Here is a 23942-nt window from a genome sequence, read left to right as displayed (position 1 = left end):
AGGATGAGACCTGATCGCATAACAGAATTGGCACAAAAGTATGTCGAATACGACATGATTTCAACTCACACGGAGCTACCGGAATTCCCGGTTCCCCGTGTTCGTTTGCTTTATACGTTTTTAAACGACGGCGGGCGTGAAACGGCCCGTTCGGCGGAAACATGCGCGCTTGCCGCTTTTCTTGTGCAGCTTGGCTTGGATACCCACGACAAGATCGACGTGGACGACAGCTGCAAAGAAGAGCAGGAGATGCGATCCCGGCAATTGAAGGTATTGGCGGGCGACTATTTCAGCAGCGTGTTCTATGAACTGCTGGCGCAGAAAGCGGAAATCGGAACGGTATCAAAAATGAGTGCAGCGATTTGCGAAGTGAACCGGCTCAAGGTGAGACTCTATACCGGGCTCAGAAAAATGCTGCTCCCTGCAGAAGAATACTTGAAGGAGCGCGTTCAGCTCAAAACGGTGCTGTTCCATTCATTTACGCAGCAGTTGGACAGGTCCGTACAAAATATTTGGAAATTGCTGCTGACCGAGATCAGCCGCTGCGAAGTCATGCTGGATGAAATGAAGCATTATTCTCTTTCGCCGGAGGAACACAAAGGCTTCGCGTTCCTGCATATTTGGGAGACGGGAACCGCTGAGGACAAAGAAATGATATCCGCCCGGAAGATCGGGGAACGGGATTGGAGCTTGTTGCTCACGAAATACAAAATCAGAGAGCAGCTTGCGTCGATGCTGCGGCAATCGGTGGAACGGGTGCAAGGTCTGGTTCCGGAATGCCAGAGCGACAAGATCCGCTCCGAGATTGGCGGGATTGTGGAACCGATGCTGTCCGTATTGTCATCGCAGCGACGTGCAATTCAAGAAGGGTAAGGTGAAGAGTTGAAATGAGTAGTCTGTCCTCTAAACCAAAGGAGAAGTTCGTACACTCCGTATTTGAGAGTATTGCTCCCAATTACGATAAAATGAACGATATTATTAGCTTTGGCCGCCATAAAGCCTGGCGAAAATTTACGATGAAGAAAATGAATATGTCGCCGGGCGATACGGCGATTGATCTCTGCTGCGGGACTTGTGATTGGACGATCAGCATGGCACAGACAAGCGGAGGCAGCATTACCGGGCTGGATTTCAGTGAAAATATGCTCGAGGTCGGTCGCCGTAAAATCGCCGAGCAAGGTCTGGACTCTTCGATTGTTCTCGTTCAGGGGAATGCGATGGCTTTGCCTTTTGAGGATAATACGTTTCAATACGCGACGATCGGATTCGGTCTGAGAAACGTGCCGGATCTTCGCCAGGTCCTCAAAGAAATGCAGAGGGTCGTCAAACCTGGGGGCATGGTGGTCTGCCTGGAAGTGTCCAAGCCGACGTGGCAGCCGTTCAAGGGGCTATACTACTTTTATTTCAAACATTTGTTGCCTTTGCTTGGAAAGCTGATTGCCAAGCGATACGAGCAATACAAATGGCTACCGGAATCCCTCATACAATTTCCCGGCCGTGAGGAGCTTGCTCAGATTTTTCGGGAAACCGGACTTACCGAAGTCGAAGCGTATCCTTTAACCGGCGGAGTAGCCGCTTTACATATCGGAACGAAGGAGACGCAAAATGTTTAGGAAAGCAGCAGTTTTTTTACAGATGATTAAATTTGAACATACGGTGTTTGCATTGCCGTTCGCCTTCATGGGCGCGCTGCTTGGATCCGTGGCGATTAACCATGAACTTCCTTCCTGGGCCCAAATCGGTTGGGTGTTGCTGGCGATGTTCGGAGCCCGAAGCGCGGCGATGGGACTAAACCGGCTGATCGACCGGGTTAGCGACGCTAAGAACCCCCGCACGGCCGGACGGGCCATTCCTGCCGGACTTCTGAAGATCGGCGAAGTTGTCCTCTTTATCCTTATTTCATTTGCACTGTTGTTCTGGGCGGCTGCCGAGCTTAATCCGTTGGCGATGAAGCTGCTTCCGATCGCGGTGGTTATGCTTGTGGTTTACTCTTATACGAAACGCTTCACATGGCTTTGTCACGTTGTACTCGGCTTGACGATCGCCTTGGCCCCACTGGGCGGCTGGGCAGCCGTAACCGGCAAAGTGGACGCAACGGCCATGGTGCTGTACATCACCATCGCTTTATGGGTGGCTGGCTTTGATGTGATCTATTCCTGTCAGGATGTCGAGTTTGACACAAAAGAGGGACTATACTCCATACCGGTCCGGTTCGGTGTCGCGAACTCACTCCGCATCGCCCAGGTATTTCATATCATTTCCGCACTCGGATACATTGCGCTGCTGCTCATGGCGGATCTCGGCTGGTGGTATATCGCCGGCATGCTGATCGCGTGCCTGATCTTGTTTTATGAACATTATATCGTCTCTCCCAGCGACCTCAGCCGGCTGCAGACAGCCTTCTTTACAATGAATGGCGTGCTCAGCATCGTCGTGTTTTCGTTCACGCTAATCGATTTGGTGGTGCGGCAATCCTGATGAGCGAAAACAAGAACAGGGCGATGGTGGTCGGAATTACGGGAGCGAGCGGGGCGGTATACGGCGTGAAGCTGGTCAAAACGCTCTTGGGTCTCGGCATCAACGTTCACCTGGTGATTTCGAATGCCGGCTGGCGGGTGATGAAGGAAGAACTGGGCTGGGAAACGACGGACCGGGAAGCTGTGCTGCGATCTCATTTTGACGGATTTTCTGGCAGCTATACTTACCATCCCGTAGGGGATATCGGGGCATCGATCGCCAGCGGTTCCTTTTTGGTAGAGGGTATGGTCATTATGCCTTGCTCTATGGGAACCCTCTCCTCGATCGCCAACGGTTCCTCGGACAACCTGATGACCCGCGCGGCGGACGTGATGCTTAAGGAAGGCCGACCGCTTGTGCTTGTTCCTCGCGAGACGCCGCTTCACGCGATTCATTTGGAAAATATGACCAAACTGGCCAGGCTTGGAGTCCGTATGATCCCGGCCATGCCTGCGTTTTACTTCGGCCCGCAAAGTATTGATGATTTGGTTGCATTCTTGGTGGGTAAAGTACTGGACAACTTAAAAATAGAACACGCTCTCTTTACTAGATGGGGGGATCACAGTGAACAACCGGGAGAATGACGACATCCTCATCGGAAAAATTAAGTACACTAACGTATGGCCTGTATTTCATCATTTCAAAACTATCGATTTGCCGCAGCCGGCGAGCCTGGTAACGGAGGTTCCTTCATTGCTTAACCGGAAAATGCTGAAAGGGGAACTGGATTTATCGCCCGTCTCCTCCTTCGCTTTCGGTTACGGCTCGGATCGCTTCATCCTTTTGCCCGATTTATCGGTCAGCTCCGACGGACCTGTAAACTCGATTCTTCTGTTCTCGCGCAAGCCTCCGGAGGAAATCAAGAACGGCGTCATCGCGCTGACGAACACTTCGGCAACGTCGGTAAACCTGCTGAAAATCATTATGGAAAAAGCTTATGGCGGACAACCGACCTACTGGGACAGCGAGCCGGTGCTTGACACGATGATGGAACAAAGCGATGCAGCGCTATTGATCGGCGATCATGCCATTCAGGCTTCCTGGAGAGATCACGGTTATATCGTCACTGATTTGGGGGAAGTCTGGAAACAATGGACCGGTTACGGCATGACCTTTGCCGTTTGGGCGGTTCAGCAGTCGTTTGCCGAGAGTCATCCCCGTTTTCTCTCCAAGGTTAGCGAGGCATTCGAGGAGAGCAAACGCCGCAGCTTGGCGGATTTGAACCCGCTTGTGGATAAAGCCTGCCGCGAGATCGGCGGGACGACGGATTATTGGCATCATTATTTTAATAACTTATGTTATGATTTTAGTGAACAGCGGCAGAGCGGTTTGGCCTTATACTTCTCGTACGCTTATGAGATGGGGCTTCTGCCGAACAAGGTAGATATGAACATTTGGAGTGACAATACGCTGACACGGGTGAAAGAATGAAATTAATGGATATTTTCGGCACGCTGAAAAGGGATATGGACTTTATTGAACGGCAGCTGTACCGGAGCATTGAAGGCGATGACGAGCTGCTGAGCGAGACGTCTCTGCATCTTCTGAAAGCCGGGGGGAAACGGCTGCGCCCGATTTTTGTGCTGCTAGGCGGGAAGTTCGGTAATTACGATCTGGAAAAATTGCAGCACGTGGCGGTTCCGCTCGAGCTCATCCACTCCGCTTCGCTCGTTCATGACGATGTGATCGACGATGCCGGCACGCGTCGCGGGAAACCTACGGTTAAAGCAAAGTGGGACAACAAAATCGCCATGTACACCGGCGATTATATTTATGCCAAGGCGCTGATGCTGGCGACCCAGCTTGAAAATCCCCAGCTTCACCGGATATTGGCTAAAGCGATGGTGCAGATGTCGGTGGGTGAGATGGAGCAGATCCGCGATTTCTTTAATACGGATCAATCGGTCCGCCACTATCTGCTGCGTATCCGCCGCAAGACGGCGCTGTTGATCGCGATCAGCTGTCAGCTCGGAGCTTTGGCATCGGATGCGACAGCCAAGGTGCATTCTTTACTGTACCGCTATGGATATAATGTGGGGATGGCATTCCAGATCCGTGACGATCTGCTGGACTTGTGCGGAACGGAGAAGAGTATCGGCAAGCCGCCCGGCAGTGATATGCGGCAGGGGAATATTACGCTGCCTGTCATTTATGCGCTGCAGGAGGAGGGGCTTAAAGTGCCGCTACTGCGGGAAATATCGGCAATCCGGGAACAGGGTGCTGATGCCGATGCCTCCAAGGCAATACAAATGATCTTGTCGAGTCAGGGCATTTCACGAGCGGAGCAGCTCGCCGACCGGTTTATCGGCAAGGCGATGGATGCGCTTGATGAGCTGCCTGAGAGCAAAACTAGAACTCATTTGAAAGAAATTGCACTATTTGTCAACAAACGTTCCTATTGATTACGGATCAAGTCTCTAAATGAAGCTTATCAGACGACGGTTTTTTTGGTAGAATACGGTTATTGCAGCCTTTCCATATTATCTATTATCAATGTTGTCTAAATCAGGAGGAGAACCATGGAACGTACCTTTTTAATGGTTAAACCGGACGGAGTCCAACGGGGATTAATCGGCAGAATTATCAGCCGTTTTGAAGACAAAGGATTTAATCTTGTGGCCGGAAAGCTCGTACAGGTGTCGAAGGAACAGGCCATGAGACATTATGCGGAGCACGAAGGTAAACCCTTCTTTGACAGTTTGGTCAGCTTTATTACCTCTGGACCCGTGTTTGCCATGGTCTGGGAAGGAGACGATATCGTTACATTATCGCGGATCGTCATCGGCAAGACCAAAGTGACGGAAGCGTTGCCAGGTACCATCCGCGGCGACTTTGCCGCCCACACGCCGTTCAATCTGATTCACGGCTCGGACGGACCTGAAAGTGCGGAACGGGAAATTGCAAACTTCTTTGAAGACCATGAACTGGTTGCTTATTCGAAGAGCATAGCGCCATGGATATGATCAAATTAGACGAGTCTTCCCGGAGCAGGGGAAACGAGGCTGCGGATCCGGATTATGCGGGATTTATCCAAAGCATCAAGAAAAGCACGGGAATTGATTTGGCTCAGTACAAGGAAGCTCAAATGAAGCGCCGGTTGACGACGCTCCGCAACAAAAACGGATACCCAACTTTCGATGCTTTTTATAATGCAATGATGGTTAATAAACCGCTGTTCTATGAATTTCTGGATAAAATGACGATTAACGTATCCGAATTCTGGCGTAACCCGAACCGCTGGGAAGTGCTCAGAGATACGGTGCTTCCGGGCCTGTCCGCAGGCAGGTCACGCCTTCGGGTATGGAGCGCGGCTTGCTCTACCGGTGAAGAGCCGTATACGCTGTCCATGATCCTCGCAGATCAAGGATTGCTGCAGCATACATATTTGCTTGCCAGCGATATCGATGAAGGCGCTTTGGCCAAGGCTGCCGAAGGATTGTACCTGGATCGTTCGCTGAAGGACGTCCCGGCTGACGTGGTTAAGCGTTATTTTACCCCGGAAGGCGTTCAATTCCGGTTTGACGCGAAATTGAAAAAGGCGGTCACCTTCAAGAAACAAAACCTGCTTCTGGATCCTTTTGAAGACGGCTTTGATCTGATCGTCTGCCGAAACGTGATGATTTATTTTACGGAAGAGGCCAAACACGCGCTCTATCACAAATTTGCGAAGGCTTTGCGTCCCGGAGGTATTCTTTTCGTCGGCAGTACTGAACAAATCTTCTCCCCGTCCCAATATGAGCTGGAGCCGGCCGAAACGTTCTTTTATCGCAAAAAAGCGTAGCCGCTGTATATTCCTCCCTTTGTTTTCCAATAATGACTGACAAGAGAGTTAGGGAGGTCAGCTCAGCCCATGGACAAGAGAAAGGTCATCGACGCTTACCGTCGGGGATTCCTTACGCTGCAGGAATGCGCTCAGGTTCTCGGCGTGGAAAAGACGCATATTATAGATTTGCTGGACCATACTCCGAACGAGAATCAGCGGGGCCCGCTGCTGGACAATCAGCAAGCTACCGGCAACTAATGCGGGGCTTATTCTGTAAATTTTATATCCGAAATTTGACGCGCGGTTTCTTCTGTGGAATGACAGGAGGGGCGGCGCGTTTTTTTTGCTTAGGGCAGACTGTTGGAAGAAACGTTAGGACTGTTCTGTGTAGAATGCCTTTCTTGTCAAAAGATTGGTCCTATACTATAATGAGCAAAAGAATTATCGGATTTTAGCTCTTTACAGTTTAACAGTTTAAAGGGGGAACGCATCATGACATTACGTTATTTGACCGCGGGGGAAACACATGGACCCCAGCTTACAGCTATTATTGAAGGTTTGCCAAGCAATTTGAATCTGGATTTTGAGGCGCTTAATTTTGAACTGGCCCGTCGCCAGAAGGGTTATGGGAGAGGCCGGCGGATGCAGATCGAGAAGGATACGGCGCAGATTGCCGGCGGTGTGCGGCACGGATATACGACCGGCGCTCCGGTGGCTCTGATTGTAGCCAACAACGACTGGACGCACTGGCGCAATATCATGAATATTGAACCGATCGAAGGAACGGACGAAGAGAAGCGTCGTGTACACCGTCCGCGCCCAGGCCACGCCGATTTGAACGGCGGACTTAAGTACAACTTAAAGGATCTCCGCAATGTGCTGGAGCGTTCCAGCGCACGTGAAACGGCGATCCGGGTAGCGGTAGGCGCCGTGGCCAAACAGTTTTTGGAGAAATTCGGAATCAAAATAGCGGGACAAGTCATTCGAATCGGTGAAATCGAAGCTCCGCCGCATAATTTGCCGCTGGATGAAATGGCCAAGGTGACTGAACAGTCCTCCGTCCGGGTAGTCGATCCTGAAACCGAGAAGAAGATGGAAGCTTACATAGACCGGATTAAGGAAGAAGGCGATTCCATCGGTGGAATCGTGGAATGCATCGTAGAAGGCGTGCCTGTCGGACTCGGCAGTCATGTTCAATACGACCGCAAACTGGATGGCCGCATCGCCCAGGCCGTGATGTCGATCAACGCGTTCAAGGGCGTGGAAATCGGAATCGGTTTTGAAGCCGGGAAATTGCCGGGCTCCAAAGTGCATGACGAGATTCTGTACAGCGAAGAACGTGGATACCACCGGGCAAGCAATCGCCTGGGCGGATTTGAAGGCGGGATGACGAACGGGATGCCGATCGTGGTCCGCGGCGTGATGAAGCCGATTCCTACGTTATATAAGCCGCTGCAAAGCGTGGATATCGATACGAAAGAACCGTTTACGGCCCAAGTGGAACGTTCCGATGCCTGCGCAGTACCTGCGGCCAGCGTCGTGCTTGAGCATGTTGTGGCTTGGGAAGTCGCCAAGGCGTTTCTCGAGAAATTCGGCGGTGACTCTATGGAAGAAGTCGAGCGCAATGTGAAAAGCTACCTCGCTCAACTGGAGAACTACTAATGCGGACGCTGCAGGTGGATTTGGGTGAACGGTCCTATCCGATATACATCGGCGGCGGACTGTTGAACGAAGCCGGAGATTATTTTGAACGGCACCAACTGAGCAAGAAGAGTCCGGTGCTTATCGTTACGGATGATCATGTCGCTCCGCTTTACCTTAAACGAGTGGAAGAATCTCTCGGGAATAGCGGGTTTACTACGGTAAGCAAGGTCGTTAAGTCGGGGGAGAAATCGAAATCGCTCGAAGTATTCGAAGAAGTCATGACGGCGGCGATCGAGGGCGGTCTTGACCGCCGGTCCGTGGTGGTGGCTCTTGGCGGAGGCGTGGTCGGCGATCTGGCCGGATTTGTTGCGGCATCCTATATGCGCGGCGTTGCCTTCGTGCAGATGCCGACAACAATACTGGCTCATGACAGCAGCGTCGGCGGCAAGGTTGCCGTCAACCACCGGCTGGCGAAGAACATGATCGGTGCTTTTCACCAGCCGGAAATGGTTCTGTATGATGTAGACACTTTGCAGAGTCTTCCAGAACGGGAAGTGCGGGCCGGCTTGTCCGAAATGATCAAGCACGGGCTGATCTGGGATGCCGAGTTTGCCGAGTGGTGCAGGGAGCATACCGCAGATCTGTTGTCATTGGACCCTGATGCTTTGGGATATGGTCTCACTAAGGGATGCTCGATCAAAGCGCAAGTTGTTTCCGAAGATGAGAAGGAAATGGGTTTACGGGCGATCCTCAACCTGGGTCATACACTGGGCCATGCATTGGAAGCGATCGGCGGCTACGGAGAGTTTCTGCACGGCGAAGCGATCTCGATCGGGATGGCGGCAGCGACCCGTATCTCCGTAAACCGGGGAAGAGATCGGTCCTTATACGATACGACTACGTCCATACTCCGTGGTTTTGGGCTTCCGACAGTCATGCCGGGTCATCTGGAAGAAGACCAGATCATCGGAGCTATGATGCACGACAAGAAGTTTAAAGAGCAACAGCTCGTTTTTGTGCTGCCGACCGAAATAGGGAAGGTTGAAATTGTCTCGGATGTGAAGGTGGAGGAAGTCCGCCGGGTCATTTCGGAATTGAAAGAGGAGGGGCATCATGTATAACCGGGGAATTCGCGGTGCCACAACGGTAACCCGCAACGAAGAAGCTGAGATTTTGGAGGCTACCGCCTCATTGCTCAAGGAAGTCGTCGAGCGGAATCAGATTGAACCTGAGGATATCTGCAGTGTCTGGATTACGGTGACACCTGACCTGGATGCGACATTTCCGGCCAGAGCAATCCGAGTCTTGAGCGGATGGGACATGGTTCCTCTGATGTGCTCCACGGAAATTCCGGTGAAAGGCGGGCTTCCTAAATGTATTCGCCTGCTAATCCAAGTGAACACGAACAAAGGGCAAAGAGAAATGAAGCATGTTTATTTGAATGAGGCGCAAAGCTTACGTCCCGATTTGACCGTTTCTTGATCCGATCGGGGTCATTGGCAACTTTTCCAAATCGGGAGTTGCCAAAGCGGCGGTCATCATGTATAGTAATTTTAAGATTTTGTAGCGATTGATTTTGGACCTGCAGGAGTGCCGGTCGGAATTTATCGCTAAGCGAGTATAGAGCTGAGTAGAGTATAGCTGAGTTGAGCAGAGTTGAGACGAGAGATGTTCCGGCAGTTTTTTTGGAGTCTGCATGAATTACGATGGGGGAGCAGGTTTATCCGTTCCTGGATCGTAATGCTATGCTGCTGCATTTCACTGCATGGGGATATCACTAACATAACTTACTGCAAATTAAGCCAACCTCTACTTCGGTAGAGGTTTTTTTGTTATATATAACCAACGAAAAGGAAGTGAGCTATTATGACAACCCCGCAAGTAGAACAGGTCATTGCGATGGCCAAGGACTATAACCTGATTCCGATCGTCCGGACGCTGCTCGCCGATATGGAAACTCCGATCCGCATCTTCCGCAGAATTGCCCAGCGGGACCGGGCATTTTTGCTGGAGAGCGTGGAAGGTGGCGTGCAATGGGCACGTTACTCCTTTATCGGCACGGATCCGTTCCTGATGATGACGGCGAAGAAGGGCGAGGTTGTCATGGAGCGCAAGGGCGTGAAAGAGGCATTCGTCTCTGCCCGGCCTGTAGACGATTTAAAGGCGATCCTGAGAGGCTACCGCAGTCCTGAGCTTCCGGAAATGCCGCCGTTTACGGGAGGTGCAATCGGCTTTTTCGGATATGATTTGCTGCAGTATTACGAGAAGCTGCCAGCCCATCGGGTCGACGATCTGGGGATGCAGGATATGCAATTTATGTTCTGCGATCAAGTCATCGTATTCGACCACGTCAAGCAGCGGATCCTGTTGGTTTCAAATGTTCATATCAAGGATGGCGACCGGGATGAAGATATCCGCAGAGCTTATGCGGAAGCAGAGCTGAAGCTGGATGAAGCGGCAAATCTGCTGCAGCAGGAAGGGCCGGGTGAGAGCTTTAACCGGCGGCCGCTGCCGACGGAGGTTGGGCTCGGGGATGTCCGGTCGAACCTGACGAAAGAACAGTTTATCGCCAACGTGGAAAAAGGCAAAGAATACATTCGCGCCGGAGATATTTTTCAAGTTGTACTATCCCAGCGCTTTCATATCGAGACCGAGGTTGACCCGCTGCACGTCTATCGGGTACTGCGGACGATGAACCCATCACCGTATATGTACTACCTCAAAATGGACGATGAAATCATAGTCGGCACGTCGCCCGAAGCGCTTGTCAAGGTGGAAGGAGATCGGGTGGAGACCCGTCCGATCGCGGGAACGCGGCCGCGGGGAGCGACGGAGCTGGAGGACGCGGCACTGGAAGCCGAGCTGCTGAAGGATGAAAAAGAGCGTGCCGAGCACCTCATGCTCGTGGACCTGGGCCGGAACGACCTAGGGCGGGTTTCGGAATTCGGATCGGTAAAATGCGAGTCTTACATGGAAATCGAGCGTTACTCGCATGTCATGCATATGGTTTCAAAAGTATCCGGCAAACTTGCGGACGACAAGGATTTCTTCGACGCTTTCCTGTCCTGTCTACCGGCGGGAACCGTGTCGGGAGCTCCGAAGCTGCGGGCGATGGAAATCATCGCCGAGCTCGAAAACGAAGCCCGCGGTACTTACGCCGGGGCCATCGGTTATCTCGGATTTTCCGGCAACATGGACTCCTGCATTACGATCCGTACCATCGTCTTTAAGAATGGTAAAGCCTATGTCCAGGCGGGGGGCGGCATTGTGTGGGACTCTGTACCCGAGAACGAGTACCAGGAATCGGTCAACAAGGCGAAGGCGCTGCTTACCGCAATCCGTACGGCGGAGATGATGTTTCCGCCGCAGCCGAAAGCCGACGCCATAATTAATCAAGACTATCTTTACGAATATACCCCGAGAGGATAAAAGAGAGGAGAAGGACGATGAACGGACAGGAAACGGTACAAAACGGGTTGGGTCGGCTGATTGAAGGGCAAAGTTTGAACCGGCAGGAGGCGCGCGGTATTATGGAAGCGATCATGAACGGGGAATCGACGCCCGCGCAGATCGGCGGATTACTGACCGCGCTGCGGATCAAGGGGGAAACCGTGGAGGAAATTACAGGTTTCGCGGAGGCCATGCGGATGCATGCCAGCCGCTTGAACACGGAAACCCGGCAGCTTCTGGATACTTGCGGAACGGGAGGCTCTGGCATTCACAAGTTCAATATATCGACGACATCGGCCATCGTGGCCGCCTCGGTTTCCGTTCGGGTGGCAAAGCACGGGAACCGATCGGCATCCGGACGCGCGGGTAGCGCCGATGTGCTTGAATCGCTGGGCGTGAACATCCAGTTGAGTGCCGAGCAGGCTAAACGTTGTCTGGATGACATCGGTATCTGTTTCCTGTTTGCTCAGCTTTATCATCCCTCGATGCGTCATGCGGCTGCCCCCCGCAAAGAACTCGGAGTAAGAACGGTGTTCAACATGCTGGGGCCGCTTACGAACCCGGCCGGAGCGGATCGTCAAGTACTGGGTATTTATGACAGGAACAAGACGGAAACGATCGCTAGAGTGTTGCGCGAGTTAGGCTCCAAACGGGCGTTAGTCGTCACAAGCGCGGAAGGACTTGATGAGATCAGCATCTCGTCGTCCACCCGGGTGTCGGAGCTGAAGAACGGGGAAGTTGTGACCTATGAGCTGACGCCGGAACAGCTGGGACTCAGAACGTATCACCTAACGGAGATGATGGGCGGAGACCCGGGGACGAATGCCAACATTATCCGGCGGGTGCTTCAAGGAGAGCAGGGGGCATACCGCGATGTAGTGCTTGCTAATGCAGGTGCCTGCATCTATGTATCGGGGCTTGCGGACAGTATTCGCGAAGGGGTCGTTATCGCTGCGGAATCGATTGATTCCGGCAAGGCGTACAGTAAATTGGAACAGCTTATTCAAACAACGGGGGAACTGAGCTATGTATCTTGATCGGATTGTAGAGACGAAAAAACAAGAGGTCGCACGCTTGGCTTCGAGCTTCAATCTCGCCGAGGTGGAGCGGAGAATTTCAGCCATGGAGCCGACGCGCGGATTTTACCGCGCGTTGACGGAAGGACGCAAGCGCGAGTTAGGCTTGATTGCCGAGGTGAAGAAAGCCTCGCCTTCCAAAGGTCTGATCCGACCGGATTTTCATCCGGTTCGGATTGCCGAAAGCTATGCCGAGGCCGGCACGGATTGCATCTCGGTGCTGACGGATGAACTCTACTTCCAGGGAAGTCCGGCGTATTTGTCCTCGATTCGCGAAGCCGTCGATGTCCCATTGCTCCGCAAAGACTTCATCATTGACGAGCGACAAGTATATGAGGCGCGGATGATGGGTGCGGATGCGGTACTGCTTATTGCGGCAATTTTATCCGATGCCCAGTTGCAAAGTTATATACAGACCGCAATGGCGATCGGGCTGGATGTTCTCTTGGAAGTCCATGACCGCGAGGAGTTGGAGCGTGCGCTCGGTCTTGGCACCGCCAAGTTGATCGGGATTAACAATCGGAATCTGCGGACGTTCGAGACTTCGCTCGAGACAACATCTTCTCTTGCGGAACTGGTTCCGTCTGACGTAACTCTGATCAGTGAGAGCGGGATACAATCCAGGGAAGATATTGAATATCTGATACAAGCAAAAGCGAAAGGCGTACTTATCGGAGAAACGTTTATGCGTAAAGAGCGGGTGGAAGAGGGGATTTACGAGTTGCTGGGGCCGATAACGAACGGTTCAGGGACTCGGGGTCCCGAAGGGAGTTTGTCTCGGAATGGGTAAACCAAGCGTAAAAATTTGTGGACTTCAAAGCGTTGAAGTGCTAAAATCTATGATAAACTTGCCGATTGATTACATCGGATTCGTTTTTGCCAGAAGCAAGCGCCAGGTCAGCGGGAATCAGGCTGCCGAACTGGCTGCCGTGCTGGGGACTTGGCAAAGCGGCAAAATCCCGGAAAGCGTCGGCGTGTTCGTGAATCCTTCCATGGAAGAGCTTGAGGCGATTCTGTCTTTGACACCACTGGACATCGTACAGCTGCACGGCACGGAAAGTCCGGAGTTTTGCCGGGAAGTCAGGGAACAACTCGGAGTTAAAGCATTCAAGGTTCTCTCGGTGAAGCCGGACGGAACGCTGCATGGGGGACAGCCCGTTGAAGACTATGAAGGTGTCATCGACGGGCTGCTGCTCGACACATATGATCCTCATTACGGAGGAGGTTCGGGAGTAGCTTTTGCCTGGGAACAGGCCGAGCCTTACCGATTGTGGGCCAAAGAGCGGGGAATCCCTTTTTTGGCCGCAGGCGGACTGCATCCGGGCAATGTGGGTGAACTGCTTGATGTCATGTCTCCTGACGGCGTAGACGTGTCCAGCGGCGTAGAAACTGACGGAATCAAAGATCTGACTAAGATAACAGCATTTGTGGAGAGGGTGAAGGGGAACATGACGCTGAATAAACAGGTACCCGACGAACATGGCCGTTTTGGACCTTTCGGAGGACGTTATGTGCCGGAAACGCTAATGAACGCTTTGATCGAGCTTGAGGAATCGTACCGTAAATTTCAAGATGATCCCGAATTTCAGGCGGAAATCGATTATTTGCTGAAGCAATATTCCGGACGTGAGACCCCGTTGTATTACGCGGAGCGTCTGACTGAACATCTGGGCGGCGCGAAAATATATCTCAAACGCGAAGATTTGAATCACACCGGGGCTCATAAAATCAATAATGCGATCGGTCAAGGGATTCTGGCCAAGCGGATGGGCAAACGCAAGGTGATTGCCGAGACGGGAGCTGGCCAGCATGGCGTGGCTACGGCGACTGTGGCGGCTTTGCTCGGACTGGAATGCAAAGTGTTCATGGGCGAAGAGGATACGAAACGCCAGCAACTCAATGTATTCCGTATGAAGCTGCTGGGCGCCGAGGTCGTTCCTGTGCTATCGGGAACCCGTACGTTAAAGGATGCTTGTAACGAGGCGCTTCGCTACTGGGTGAGCAATGTGCACGACACGTTCTACATTCTTGGCTCGGCGACCGGACCTCATCCTTATCCGATGATGGTCCGCAATTTCCAGCGGATTATCGGCGACGAGACTCGCCGGCAAATCCTGGAGGCGGAAGGTCGTCTGCCGGATATGCTGATTGCCGCGGTCGGGGGAGGCAGCAACGCGATCGGCATGTTTTATCCGTTCGTGGAGGATACCGACGTTCGTTTGGTCGGTGTGGAAGCCGCCGGTAGAGGCGTGGAAACGGAATATCACGCCGCGACGATGACCAAGGGAACCAAAGGCGTATTCCAAGGCTCCATGAGCTATTTGCTTCAGGATGCCCACGGGCAGGTTCAGCCGGCTCATTCGATTTCGGCGGGTCTGGACTACCCCGGAATCGGACCGGAGCACTCTTATTTGAAAGACATAGAGCGGGCCCGGTATTATCCGATTACAGACCGGGAGGCGCTGGATGCTTTGCAGCTGCTCAGCCGTCAGGAAGGCATTATACCTGCGCTGGAATCTGCGCATGCCGTTGCTCAGGCCGTCAAGCTCGCACCGGAGATGGGAAGGGATGAGCTGATCGTCATTTGCTTGTCCGGACGCGGCGATAAAGACGTGGAGTCGATTATGGCTTATACCGAAGGGGGCGCTGAGCTATGAACGGAGCTGCTGTGAACTTGATGGAGAAGACATTTTCCGACCTGAAGGCCAAGGGTGAAACCGCCCTGATCCCGTTTATTTCTGTCGGAGATCCTGATCCGGAAACAACCGTCGATATTATCGTAGAGCTGGAGCGCGCCGGAGCGGATGTTCTGGAACTCGGCGTTCCTTACTCTGATCCTTTAGCTGATGGCCCGGTCATCCAGCGGGCCTCGGAGCGGGCGCTGGTACGCCAGATTACCATTGAGTCGTGCATCGATACGGCTCGAAAAGCCAGAGAACGCGGCGTGAACATGCCGTTCGTATTGTTCACTTACTACAATCCGGTATTGCAAACCGGATTGGACCGGTTCTTCGGTCTGCTGCAGGAAGCGGGCATCAGCGGTCTCATTATCCCGGATCTTCCGTTCGAAGAGTCGGAAGAGGTTTTGAGACTGGCCGACCAGGCTAATATCCTGCTCGTTCCGCTGGTAGCGCCTACGTCAAGCAGCAGAATTTCGATGATCCTTTCCCGTGCCAGAGGATTCGTCTATTGCGTCTCCTCCTTGGGGGTAACCGGGGAGCGGAGCGCTTTTCACCAGAATGTGGATGAGTTTATTCAATCGGTGAGAGCGCAGACTGAATTGCCTGTGGCCGTCGGTTTCGGAATCTCGAATAGAGAACAGGCGGAACGGTTCGCGAAAATTTGCGACGGTGTTGTCGTCGGCAGCGCGATTGTACGCAAGATCGAAGAAAGCCTGCCATTGCTGGAAAACGAAGCAACGAAGGAACAAGGGTTGTTGCAAATTCGTGACTTTGTGGCACAATTAAAGATAAAAAATTAACCAAACCGGGCTATTTGCCCGGTTACTTGGAATGAGGGAGGAAATACACATGTTGCCCAAACCCCAAATCGTCAATTTGCCGGTCTACCAGCCGGGGAAACCGATCGAAGAGGTCAAGCGCGAGCTTGGACTCGAAGAAGTTATTAAGTTAGCCTCCAACGAGAACCCTTACGGCTGCTCTCCTAAAGCCCGTGCGGCGATAGAAACTGAACTCAGCAATCTCAGCCTTTATCCGGACGGCAGCGCCGCTGAATTGACCGAAGTATTGGCGGGTCATCATGGCGTGAACCGGGATCAGATTATTTTCGGCTGCGGCTCCGATGAAATTATCGCGTTGATTACTCGTGCGTTCTTTTTGCCGGGGGATGAAACCATCATGGCGGATTCGACATTCTCGGTATACAAAAGCAATGCCGATATCGAAGGTGCTGTCAGCATCGAGGTGCCGCTTCAGAATGGAACGCATGATCTCCAGGCGATGCTGGGAGAGATCGGGGAGAAGACAAAGGCGGTCTGGATCTGCAATCCGAACAACCCTACGGGAACGATTGTTTCGAATGCCGAATTGATTTCTTTTCTGGATCAGGTGCCGGCCAATGTGCTGGTCGTTCTGGATGAAGCTTACGCGGAGTATGTTACGGATCCGGATTATTCGAACGGCATCAAGCTGCTGTCCCAATACCCTAATCTGATTGTTCTGCGGACTTTTTCGAAAATTTACGGTTTGGCTTCCTTACGGATCGGATACGGGGTTGGTCAACCGAACGTTATCAAGCTGATCAATCAGGTGCGCGAGCCGTTCAATACGTCGCGGATCGGCCAGGCTGCCGCCAAGGCGTCGGTAACCGATCATGCATTTGTATCCGAATGCCGGGAGAAAAACCGTGAGGGCATCGAATATTTGTATAAACAATTTGACCGGATGCAGCTGTCCTATTTTCCGGCACACGGCAATTTCATTATGGTCGATGTCAAATCTCCGGCCGTAGAGATGTTCCAGTCCCTGCTCAAGCTGGGCATCATCGTTCGGTCGGGATTCGGAAAGTATCCGAATCATATCCGTGTTACGGTGGGTTCTGCGGAACAAAACGCCAAGTTTATCGCTGCTCTGGAGCAAGTGCTGTCCGGGCAAGGGGCACGCGTCTAATTTGCCATTTTACTAAACAGAAATCGAGTGAACAATATGACAATTAAAGTAGCTGTTTTCGGAGTAGGACTGATCGGCGGATCCCTGGCGCTTTGCCTTAAAGGCAAGCCGGGGATCACGGTGATCGGGCACAGCCACCGTCCGGGCTCCTTGAACCGGATGATTGAGCGCGGGGTCGTGGATGCCGCCACTCTTTCCATGGAAGAGGCAGCGGCGGACGCCGACTTTATTTTTTTGTGCGTGCCGGTCGGGAATCTGGAAGAATATCTGGAGAAGCTTTACTCGCTTCCGCTAAAACCGGGCTGCATAATCACGGATGTTGGCAGCACGAAAGCTTCGGTCGCGGAATGCGCCCGCAGACTATCCAAACCGGATATTCATTTCATCGGGGGCCACCCGATGGCGGGGTCGGAGCGTTCGGGCGTGGATGCGGCATCCACATTGCTGTTTGAGAACGCCTATTATGTGCTGACACCGTCACCCGACGTACCGGAAGAGGCTTATTCGCGTTTGGAGCAACTGCTCGCATACACGAGAGCCCAAATCGTCCGGGTCGATCCGGTGATGCACGACCAAATCGTCGGTGCAATCAGCCATTTGCCGCATATCATTGCGGTGGCGCTGGTCAACCAGGTGTGCGATTACAACGGTACCAACGGTTTGTATCGTACGCTGGCTGCAGGCGGATTCCGCGACATCACGCGTATCGCATCAAGCGACCCGCTGATCTGGAGGGATATCCTGCTCAGCAATAGAGACGTGCTATTGTCTCTGCTTAGGGATTGGAATGATGAGATCGGCAGTTTTATCGGACTTCTGGAGGGACAAGACGGCGAGGGAATCAGGCAAGCATTTGAAAAAGCCAACCTGTTCCGCGGCGAGCTGCCTGAACGGAGAAAAGGTGCGATCACTTCCTTGTTCGATCTGTATATCGATGTACCGGATACGCCGGGGATCATCGGACAGATCGCCACAGAGCTCGGTGTTCGCCACATCAACTTGAGCAATATGCAAATCATTGAAAGCCGGGAGGACGTTCCCGGTGTAATGCGTCTTTCGTTCCGTCAGGAAGCTGATATGGAGCGGGCTAAAGAGCATTTGGATTCCTTAGGATATTCCGTATATGTATAGTTGTGCAGGGCTGTAAAAGCCCTGTATTCCGCAAAATGTAAACGCTTATAAAAAAGTGTTGACAGAATGAAAACGTATACATATAATAAAAGTACAGTATGGTTTCTCTCCACTCCTATCCAATATCTTTTGCTCGGTACTGAGCAAAGACCGCTTCTTACGAAGCGGTTTTTTTTTGTCTTCTGAAGCTATTTGTAATGCGACTGTTGAACAACTTATTGGATATATCCAATGAGATAAGAGGTTTTGTATGGATGTTTGGAGTTTAATTGGAAATTTCCAATATGAATAGATCAAAAGGGCTGTATAGGAGCTGTTGCTTGATGGTTCATTGGAAATATCCAATGAAACCGCAAGACCGGAGCGAATAGGATCATATTCATTGGAAATATCCAATCAAAACGCCAGATCGAAGCGTATAGGGTCACTTTTATTGGAACAAATCCAAACAAACCGATGGAGCGAGGCGTTACGGATCATTTCTATCGGAAAAATCTAATCAGAAGGCGAATCTATTGCTGTGAAATTAGAATGTCAGTGTAGAATGATTTACAATAGACGGAAGACGAATTTTTGAGCTGGAGGTTGATACTATGGATTTGGGACTGCAGCATAAAAAGGCGATTATTACCGGAGGCAGCAAGGGAATCGGACTAGCGACGGCGACTACGCTGGCATCCGAGGGGGCGCAAGTGGCTATTGTGGCACGTAATGAAGACAATCTGAGGGAAGCCGCGAAGTTGATTCAGGAAAAGACGGGCAACGCCCCAATATGGATTTCCGCAGACGTGTCCGTCCGTGAAGAAGCCGAGCGGGCTGTTCAAGAGGCGGCGGAGCGGCTTGGCGGCCTGGATATTCTCATAAACAATGCCGGTACGTCGGCAGCACGCCCATTTCCGGAGGTGGAGCATGATGCCTGGACAGCGGATCTGGATTTAAAGCTGTTCGGCGCGATTCATTTCTCGCGTGCGGCTTTACCGTTTTTGCGAAAGGCGGAAAATGGAGGAGCGATCGTGAATGTCACAGCGATCGGAGGCAAAACTCCTGGGGCCTCGTCCATGCCTACATCAGTAAGCCGGGCGGCCGGCCTGGCTTTGACCAAGGCGATGAGCAAGGATCTTGCAGGGGACGGCATACGGGTCAACGCGGTGTGCATCGGCTTAATTCGCAGCGATCAAATCGAACGAAAATGGAAATCGGCCGCACCAGAACTGGAATGGGAAGAGTTTGCCCGGGATCCGCGCCATGATATCCCGTTAGGCCGGATCGGTGAAGCGCAGGAGGCTGCGAATGTCATCGTTTTCCTGTCTTCGGGAGCGGCATCTTATATTACAGGGACTTCGGTCAATATTGATGGCGGGAAATCCACAGTATTATAAGCAATATAAGTAAATCGAGCGGAACATCTTAACGGAACAGTACATCTATAAGGCTGGAGGAACAGTTATGAATATTGGCGCCATTGAAGCAGGCGGTACAAAAATGGTATGTGGTATCGGGAACGAACAGGGGGAGATTCTGGACCGGGTCAGCTTTCCGACCACTCAGCCCGAAGAAACTTTGGCGCATATCATCGGCTATTTTTCGGATAAACCGGTTAGCGCGATCGGGATCGGCAGTTTTGGTCCCATCAATATAGATCCTAACAGCCCTCATTACGGACATATTACGACGACGCCGAAGCCAGGGTGGGGAAATTTCGATTTCTTGGGGACCATGAAAGACAAATTCCCGGTGCCTTATGGCTGGGATACGGACGTAAACGCGGCAGCGCTGGGTGAAGCGACATGGGGCGCGGCAAAAGGTTTGGACAGCTGTGTATATTACACGATCGGAACCGGGATCGGTTTGGGCATCGTGGCGGAAGGCCGAGGAATTCACGGATTGGTACACCCGGAAGGCGGACATATTCCGGTAAAACGTCATCCCGAGGATACGTTTCAAGGCGGCTGCCCTTATCACGGTGATTGTCTGGAAGGTATGGCCGCAGGACCAACGCTGGAGCTGAGATGGGGAATACCCGGCAGTGAGCTTCCGGATTCACACCCTGCGTGGTCGCTTGAAGCCTATTATATTGGCCAGGCCGTTACGACCACCATTCTAACCTTATCTCCTAAAAAGGTGATTTTGGGAGGAGGAGTGATGGGACAGAGTCACCTTTTCCCGCTGATTCGCTCGGAGGTGCAAAAGAACCTGCAAGGTTATGTCAGCGCTGCTGAGCTGGGCGCCGACATTGACCGGTACATTGTTCCGCCGGGGCTGGGAAATGAAGCCGGCCTGAAAGGTGCGCTTGTTCTGGGACTCCAGGCATTGAAGCGCACCTAATCGGCAGGTCATCACTGAAATGTGACACCTGGACTATATAAAATATAGTCCATACATATAAGGGAGCTGAACGGTAGTTGGATTTTCGCTCAGACCTGTTGGCTTAAGAACCGGACTTTCCGGGTCGAACAGCACCGAGCATAACTCGGAGTTCCCGTTGATCGGGATAGTGTGATCCCCTATACGGAGTTCGAATTGGCTGTCCGTCAGGACGGAAATGACCGGCTTGTTCGGCTGGCCGTCTTCCGAGAATCCAGCCTGGGTGATCAAAGCGGCTGCATCGACGATCATCACGGTTCCAGCGTTGTTCTGATTGTCGGGACGAATCTGGAATGCTTGTTGAAGCACTTCCGACAAAACGGCATCATGCCAGGGTAAAATGGCCGTAAGCTCATCCAACCGGAAACGGGAAACCGCATCGGAGATCAGCAATGGCATGGCCTCCGGGTTACCGCCCCACTCCAGCAGATGGCCGTTGCGAAGGACGTCCGCATCGGCTGTCGGAGGTGCCCCGGTAACAGGAATTTCAACCTCCGGAACTTCCGGATCCATCGGAACCGCAAATACCCCCATAGCTATGATCTGACCGGTCAGGGACTCTACGACCCGGATGTGCTGCCGGAGTCCGCTAACACCTGCGTACGGGGCTGAGCCTATAAATTGCTGTAATTCCTGGAGACTCCATTCAATCGTTGCAGGCCGCTGCTGTAGCAGATTATGTACATTAAATATATCTTCCGGTATCATGTCGCGGACGGTCGCTGTTGCTGATCCTGATCCTGTTTCTCCCGCAACCTCGAGCGGCTTGTCTGAATTTGATTTGATCACAAACTTGCTGGCTTTACCGAAGGCCAAGCTGCCTGCTCGGGTATAAAGCGAGCGCTCTCCCGAAATGAACAGCAGCGAAGCGCCTGAGCGCTCAGCGTGCTCCCGGCAATGATTCAGCAGTTCACTGGCAAGTCCCAAGCCTCGGGATTGAGGGTCCGTACAAACGGCCCCCACCGAGAATGCAAGGATCCGGCCCGTCCCCGACTTAATTTGAACAGGAACCAAGCCCATAAAGGATACCAGGTTTCCAGCCGGGTCAAAAGCTCCGTACGAATGGCTTACCCCCGTCCGAAACAGGGTGGGGAAGAAAGCCCCCATATCCCCTTGCATCCCGCTGCGGAATACTTTATTCGCTAAAGCCGCAGCCTCGTTTAGTTCATTTTCCCTAACTATTCTGATTTCCATCATTCATCATTCCCTTTAGTTTTTTTCCTTAATTTTAAAAAAGAGAGCCCTTTTATTTTTTTAATCCCTAGTTTCATGCTATAATATGGATTGATTGTTGGAAACCTGCTGTTATAGTCATATTTTAACCTTTTTAAACTAATAATTAAATTTTGTTACATATCAACCGCAACTTTTTGAATCCTGTTCGGTAATAATGAAAGAAGAATCGAACGGGAAGAAGCGCATGGATGGGCGAGGAGGATCGCACTCAGATGACGGATTCCCAAATGATTCGTGAGATCAAGGAAGGCAATACGGAGCTGTACTCGGAGCTGATGCGAAGGTACCAGCGCAAGATATTGGCCTTTGTATATCACATGTTGAAGAGCGCTCATCTGGAGTTGCTCGCAGAAGATATATGCTCGGAAACGTTCTATAAAGCATTCCGCAGTTTGGATTCATTTCGCGAAGTAGACGCTTCTTTCTCCACCTGGCTGTACACCATCGCAAGAAATACCGTACTCAGTGAGCTGCGTAAGCAGCGCAGTGCCAATGTACCGTTGGAAGAGAGCGGTTTCGTGCCGGTAGCACCCGGCGAGGCCATTCCTGAGCAAGCCGTTTTGCGGAGCGAAAAGGTTGGCAAAGTACGGGAAGCGATTAACAATCTGCCTGAAAAACAAAGGTCGGCTCTTATTTTACGCGAATACGACCAGTTGGATTATCAGGAAATCGCCAGCATTTTAGGACAAAGCGTCAGCGCAGTGAAATCTCTGTTGTTCCGTGCGCGGAGTAGCGTTAAAAGTCAGCTTGAACCCTACTTTTATGAACCGATTTACGAGCATTACGAGGGGATGAAAAGCAGATGAATTGTAGAGAGGCCCAAGAACTGTTCGGATTGATGCCGGATCTTCCGGATCGTCATCCACAGCGCAAAATGCTGGAATGGCATCTTTTGGGCTGCGAATCCTGCGCGGCTGAATATCACATCTGGATGGAAAGCCTGGAAGCTGTTCAAGCTTTGCCGATTGAAATCAGCGAAGAGCAGGCCGAAGCCGTGAATCGCAAAGTAATGGATCGCATTTATGCGGAATCCCCGTGGCTTGCCCCGGATATTCGGGACAAGGGTCATTCCAAACGTCTGCGCCGGCGTGTCTCGATATGGGCGGGTGTTTTCCTGGCCGTTTTCCTTTGCAGTACGCTGTTGTTCGCTATTGGGGGTTCTCTAAAGGGCAGTAATGAAGCCAGCAAGCCGACGACCGGAATCGTACCCGCCGCGGTGGCTGCTGCCGATACCGAGATTTCGAATGATTTCTTGTTTGCGTTACCGAGTGTATCGCGTGGAATCGTGGAGCCGTTCGTCGTTCAATTGGGGCCTGCATATCCGCAATACTGGATGCTTTTATCGGCGGCAGGGATGGCCTTGGCTTTCGTTTCCTGGAATGGGATTCGCCGTTCGAGAAGATAATGGCTTCCGTAACTAGCAGTGAACGCTTCCTCCGCAACGCCGCGGTGAGAAGCGTTTTTTGTTTTATTACATGTTATAATGAACTTCACGAGAATTCTTCATCAGGATTAGGAGGGGAAATCATGTTGGTGGGATTGGTACGTCATGGGTTGACCGATTGGAATGCGGCCGGAAGAATTCAGGGCCAAAGCGACATTCCGCTAAATGAAGAAGGCCGGAGACAAGCACGGCTTTTGGCTTCACGTCTGCTTGATGAAAAGGAGTATCATTGGAATTATGTCATTACGAGCGGTTTGATGCGCGCGGAAGAGACAGGAAAAATTATTGCCGATAAACTGGACATCCCTCTCCTTGAACCCGATTCACGGATTAAAGAAAGAGCTTTTGGTCAGGTTGAAGGCTTGACGGCTCTGGAGAGAGAGGCGAAGTGGGGTAAGGATTGGAACCTGCTTGAGCTCGGACAGGAAAAAGAAGAAGGAATCCGGGCCCGGGCGCTTGCTTTCCTTCAGGATCTGGAAGGGAAATACGGGGACAGTAATGTATTGGTCGTGACCCATGGAGGACTACTTGCCCAGTTGTTTACGGCATTATATCAAGATCAGTGTACCCAGCGGATTGGCAATCTATCGCTTACCGTCCTGGAGAAATCAGAGATGGAATGGGCGCTGCGATTATATAACTGCACCCGTCATTTGGAAGAGATCATAGAAGAATCGAAGTAAAATATT

Annotated in this window: 25 protein-coding genes and 1 pseudogene; 25 read left to right on the top strand and 1 reads right to left on the bottom strand. The window is 51.9% G+C overall.

All coding sequences use genetic code 11. The annotated features are described in order from the left end of the window. Positions 1–27: 27 nt before the first annotated feature. The 22 genes and pseudogenes from NYE70_RS07105 to NYE70_RS07000 all read left to right on the top strand — a co-directional run bounded on the left by NYE70_RS07105 (position 28) and on the right by NYE70_RS07000 (position 20534). Positions 28–873 carry a heptaprenyl diphosphate synthase component 1 gene (locus tag NYE70_RS07105; RefSeq protein ID WP_341045523.1) on the top strand — a complete coding sequence of 282 codons (846 nt, stop codon included), beginning with the start codon at positions 28–30 and terminating at the stop codon, positions 871–873. Positions 874–887: 14 nt separating this feature from the next. After that, positions 888–1613, top strand: coding sequence for a demethylmenaquinone methyltransferase (locus tag NYE70_RS07100; RefSeq protein WP_213654045.1), 726 nt, complete (start codon positions 888–890; stop codon positions 1611–1613). Then, complete coding sequence (locus NYE70_RS07095) at positions 1606–2478, top strand: UbiA-like polyprenyltransferase (RefSeq protein WP_211020885.1); 873 nt, start codon at positions 1606–1608, stop codon at positions 2476–2478. Before NYE70_RS07100 ends, NYE70_RS07095 begins: the two co-directional genes overlap by 8 nt. Continuing rightward, the gene (locus NYE70_RS07090; RefSeq protein ID WP_211020884.1) at positions 2478–3101 is read left to right on the top strand and encodes a UbiX family flavin prenyltransferase; all 624 of its coding nucleotides are present in this window, start codon (positions 2478–2480) and stop codon (positions 3099–3101) included. Before NYE70_RS07095 ends, NYE70_RS07090 begins: the two co-directional genes overlap by 1 nt. Continuing rightward, positions 3082–3948, top strand: coding sequence for a menaquinone biosynthetic enzyme MqnA/MqnD family protein (locus tag NYE70_RS07085; RefSeq protein WP_290406205.1), 867 nt, complete (start codon positions 3082–3084; stop codon positions 3946–3948). Before NYE70_RS07090 ends, NYE70_RS07085 begins: the two co-directional genes overlap by 20 nt. Continuing rightward, complete coding sequence (locus NYE70_RS07080) at positions 3945–4919, top strand: polyprenyl synthetase family protein (RefSeq protein WP_213654047.1); 975 nt, start codon at positions 3945–3947, stop codon at positions 4917–4919. Before NYE70_RS07085 ends, NYE70_RS07080 begins: the two co-directional genes overlap by 4 nt. A gap of 117 nt (positions 4920–5036) precedes the next feature. Continuing rightward, positions 5037–5480, top strand: coding sequence for a nucleoside-diphosphate kinase (gene ndk, locus NYE70_RS07075; RefSeq protein WP_211020881.1), 444 nt, complete (start codon positions 5037–5039; stop codon positions 5478–5480). Next, entirely contained in the window at positions 5471–6298 is an 828-nt protein-coding gene (locus tag NYE70_RS07070) for a CheR family methyltransferase (RefSeq protein WP_211020880.1), read from the top strand. Before ndk ends, NYE70_RS07070 begins: the two co-directional genes overlap by 10 nt. 69 nt (positions 6299–6367) lie before the next feature. Next, the gene (locus tag NYE70_RS07065; RefSeq protein ID WP_211020879.1) at positions 6368–6538 is read left to right on the top strand and encodes a hypothetical protein; all 171 of its coding nucleotides are present in this window, start codon (positions 6368–6370) and stop codon (positions 6536–6538) included. 234 nt (positions 6539–6772) lie between these two features. Next, a complete protein-coding gene (gene aroC / locus NYE70_RS07060; protein WP_211020878.1) occupies positions 6773–7942 on the top strand; it encodes a chorismate synthase in 1170 nt (389 codons plus the stop codon). Then, positions 7942–9045, top strand: coding sequence for a 3-dehydroquinate synthase (aroB, locus tag NYE70_RS07055; RefSeq protein WP_341045514.1), 1104 nt, complete (start codon positions 7942–7944; stop codon positions 9043–9045). The genes aroC and aroB overlap by 1 nt, the downstream gene beginning before the upstream one ends. Next, positions 9038–9406 carry a chorismate mutase gene (aroH, locus tag NYE70_RS07050; protein WP_211020876.1) on the top strand — a complete coding sequence of 123 codons (369 nt, stop codon included), beginning with the start codon at positions 9038–9040 and terminating at the stop codon, positions 9404–9406. The genes aroB and aroH overlap by 8 nt, the downstream gene beginning before the upstream one ends. A gap of 384 nt (positions 9407–9790) precedes the next feature. Then, positions 9791–11353 carry an anthranilate synthase component I gene (trpE, locus tag NYE70_RS07045; RefSeq protein WP_211020875.1) on the top strand — a complete coding sequence of 521 codons (1563 nt, stop codon included), beginning with the start codon at positions 9791–9793 and terminating at the stop codon, positions 11351–11353. Positions 11354–11370: 17 nt separating this feature from the next. Next, positions 11371–12411, top strand: a complete 1041-nt coding sequence (trpD, locus tag NYE70_RS07040) for an anthranilate phosphoribosyltransferase (protein WP_213654049.1) — start codon at positions 11371–11373, stop codon at positions 12409–12411. Continuing rightward, entirely contained in the window at positions 12401–13240 is an 840-nt protein-coding gene (trpC, locus tag NYE70_RS07035) for an indole-3-glycerol phosphate synthase TrpC (RefSeq protein ID WP_213654050.1), read from the top strand. The genes trpD and trpC overlap by 11 nt, the downstream gene beginning before the upstream one ends. After that, a pseudogene (locus NYE70_RS07030) lies at positions 13233–13871 on the top strand (phosphoribosylanthranilate isomerase); the annotation flags it as partial. The gene trpC and the pseudogene NYE70_RS07030, both read left to right, overlap by 8 nt. A 27-nt stretch (positions 13872–13898) precedes the next feature. Continuing rightward, positions 13899–15107 carry a tryptophan synthase subunit beta gene (gene trpB, locus NYE70_RS07025; RefSeq protein ID WP_244861419.1) on the top strand — a complete coding sequence of 403 codons (1209 nt, stop codon included), beginning with the start codon at positions 13899–13901 and terminating at the stop codon, positions 15105–15107. Next, positions 15104–15931, top strand: coding sequence for a tryptophan synthase subunit alpha (gene trpA / locus NYE70_RS07020; RefSeq protein ID WP_213654052.1), 828 nt, complete (start codon positions 15104–15106; stop codon positions 15929–15931). Before trpB ends, trpA begins: the two co-directional genes overlap by 4 nt. A gap of 49 nt (positions 15932–15980) precedes the next feature. Beyond that, positions 15981–17078, top strand: a complete 1098-nt coding sequence (hisC, locus tag NYE70_RS07015) for a histidinol-phosphate transaminase (protein WP_213654053.1) — start codon at positions 15981–15983, stop codon at positions 17076–17078. A gap of 36 nt (positions 17079–17114) precedes the next feature. Beyond that, on the top strand, positions 17115–18209 hold the full coding sequence (locus tag NYE70_RS07010) for a prephenate dehydrogenase (RefSeq protein WP_211020869.1): 1095 nt from the start codon (positions 17115–17117) through the stop codon (positions 18207–18209). A gap of 593 nt (positions 18210–18802) precedes the next feature. Continuing rightward, a complete protein-coding gene (locus NYE70_RS07005; protein WP_213654988.1) occupies positions 18803–19588 on the top strand; it encodes an SDR family NAD(P)-dependent oxidoreductase in 786 nt (261 codons plus the stop codon). 67 nt (positions 19589–19655) lie between these two features. Then, complete coding sequence (locus NYE70_RS07000) at positions 19656–20534, top strand: ROK family protein (RefSeq protein ID WP_341045508.1); 879 nt, start codon at positions 19656–19658, stop codon at positions 20532–20534. Between the two features lie 33 nt (positions 20535–20567). Here the strand turns inward: NYE70_RS07000 and NYE70_RS06995 are convergent, their stop codons facing one another. Beyond that, complete coding sequence (locus tag NYE70_RS06995; RefSeq protein WP_341045506.1) at positions 20568–21770, bottom strand: GNAT family N-acetyltransferase; 1203 nt, start codon at positions 21768–21770, stop codon at positions 20568–20570. Positions 21771–22021: 251 nt separating this feature from the next. Between NYE70_RS06995 and NYE70_RS06990 the strand changes: the two genes are divergently transcribed. The 3 genes from NYE70_RS06990 (at position 22022) to NYE70_RS06980 (ending at position 23936) form a co-directional block, all read left to right on the top strand. Continuing rightward, entirely contained in the window at positions 22022–22615 is a 594-nt protein-coding gene (locus tag NYE70_RS06990; protein ID WP_211020863.1) for an RNA polymerase sigma factor, read from the top strand. After that, positions 22612–23214 carry a zf-HC2 domain-containing protein gene (locus tag NYE70_RS06985; RefSeq protein ID WP_211020862.1) on the top strand — a complete coding sequence of 201 codons (603 nt, stop codon included), beginning with the start codon at positions 22612–22614 and terminating at the stop codon, positions 23212–23214. The genes NYE70_RS06990 and NYE70_RS06985 overlap by 4 nt, the downstream gene beginning before the upstream one ends. 122 nt (positions 23215–23336) lie before the next feature. After that, positions 23337–23936 carry a histidine phosphatase family protein gene (locus tag NYE70_RS06980; RefSeq protein ID WP_211020861.1) on the top strand — a complete coding sequence of 200 codons (600 nt, stop codon included), beginning with the start codon at positions 23337–23339 and terminating at the stop codon, positions 23934–23936. Positions 23937–23942 lie beyond the last annotated feature (6 nt).

This window comes from Paenibacillus sp. FSL R5-0407 (genome assembly GCF_038009185.1).
Taxonomy (GTDB): domain Bacteria; phylum Bacillota; class Bacilli; order Paenibacillales; family Paenibacillaceae; genus Fontibacillus; species Fontibacillus vini.
The sequence above is the reverse complement of the archived record's forward strand: the minus strand, read 5'-3'. Positions and strand labels throughout refer to the sequence as shown.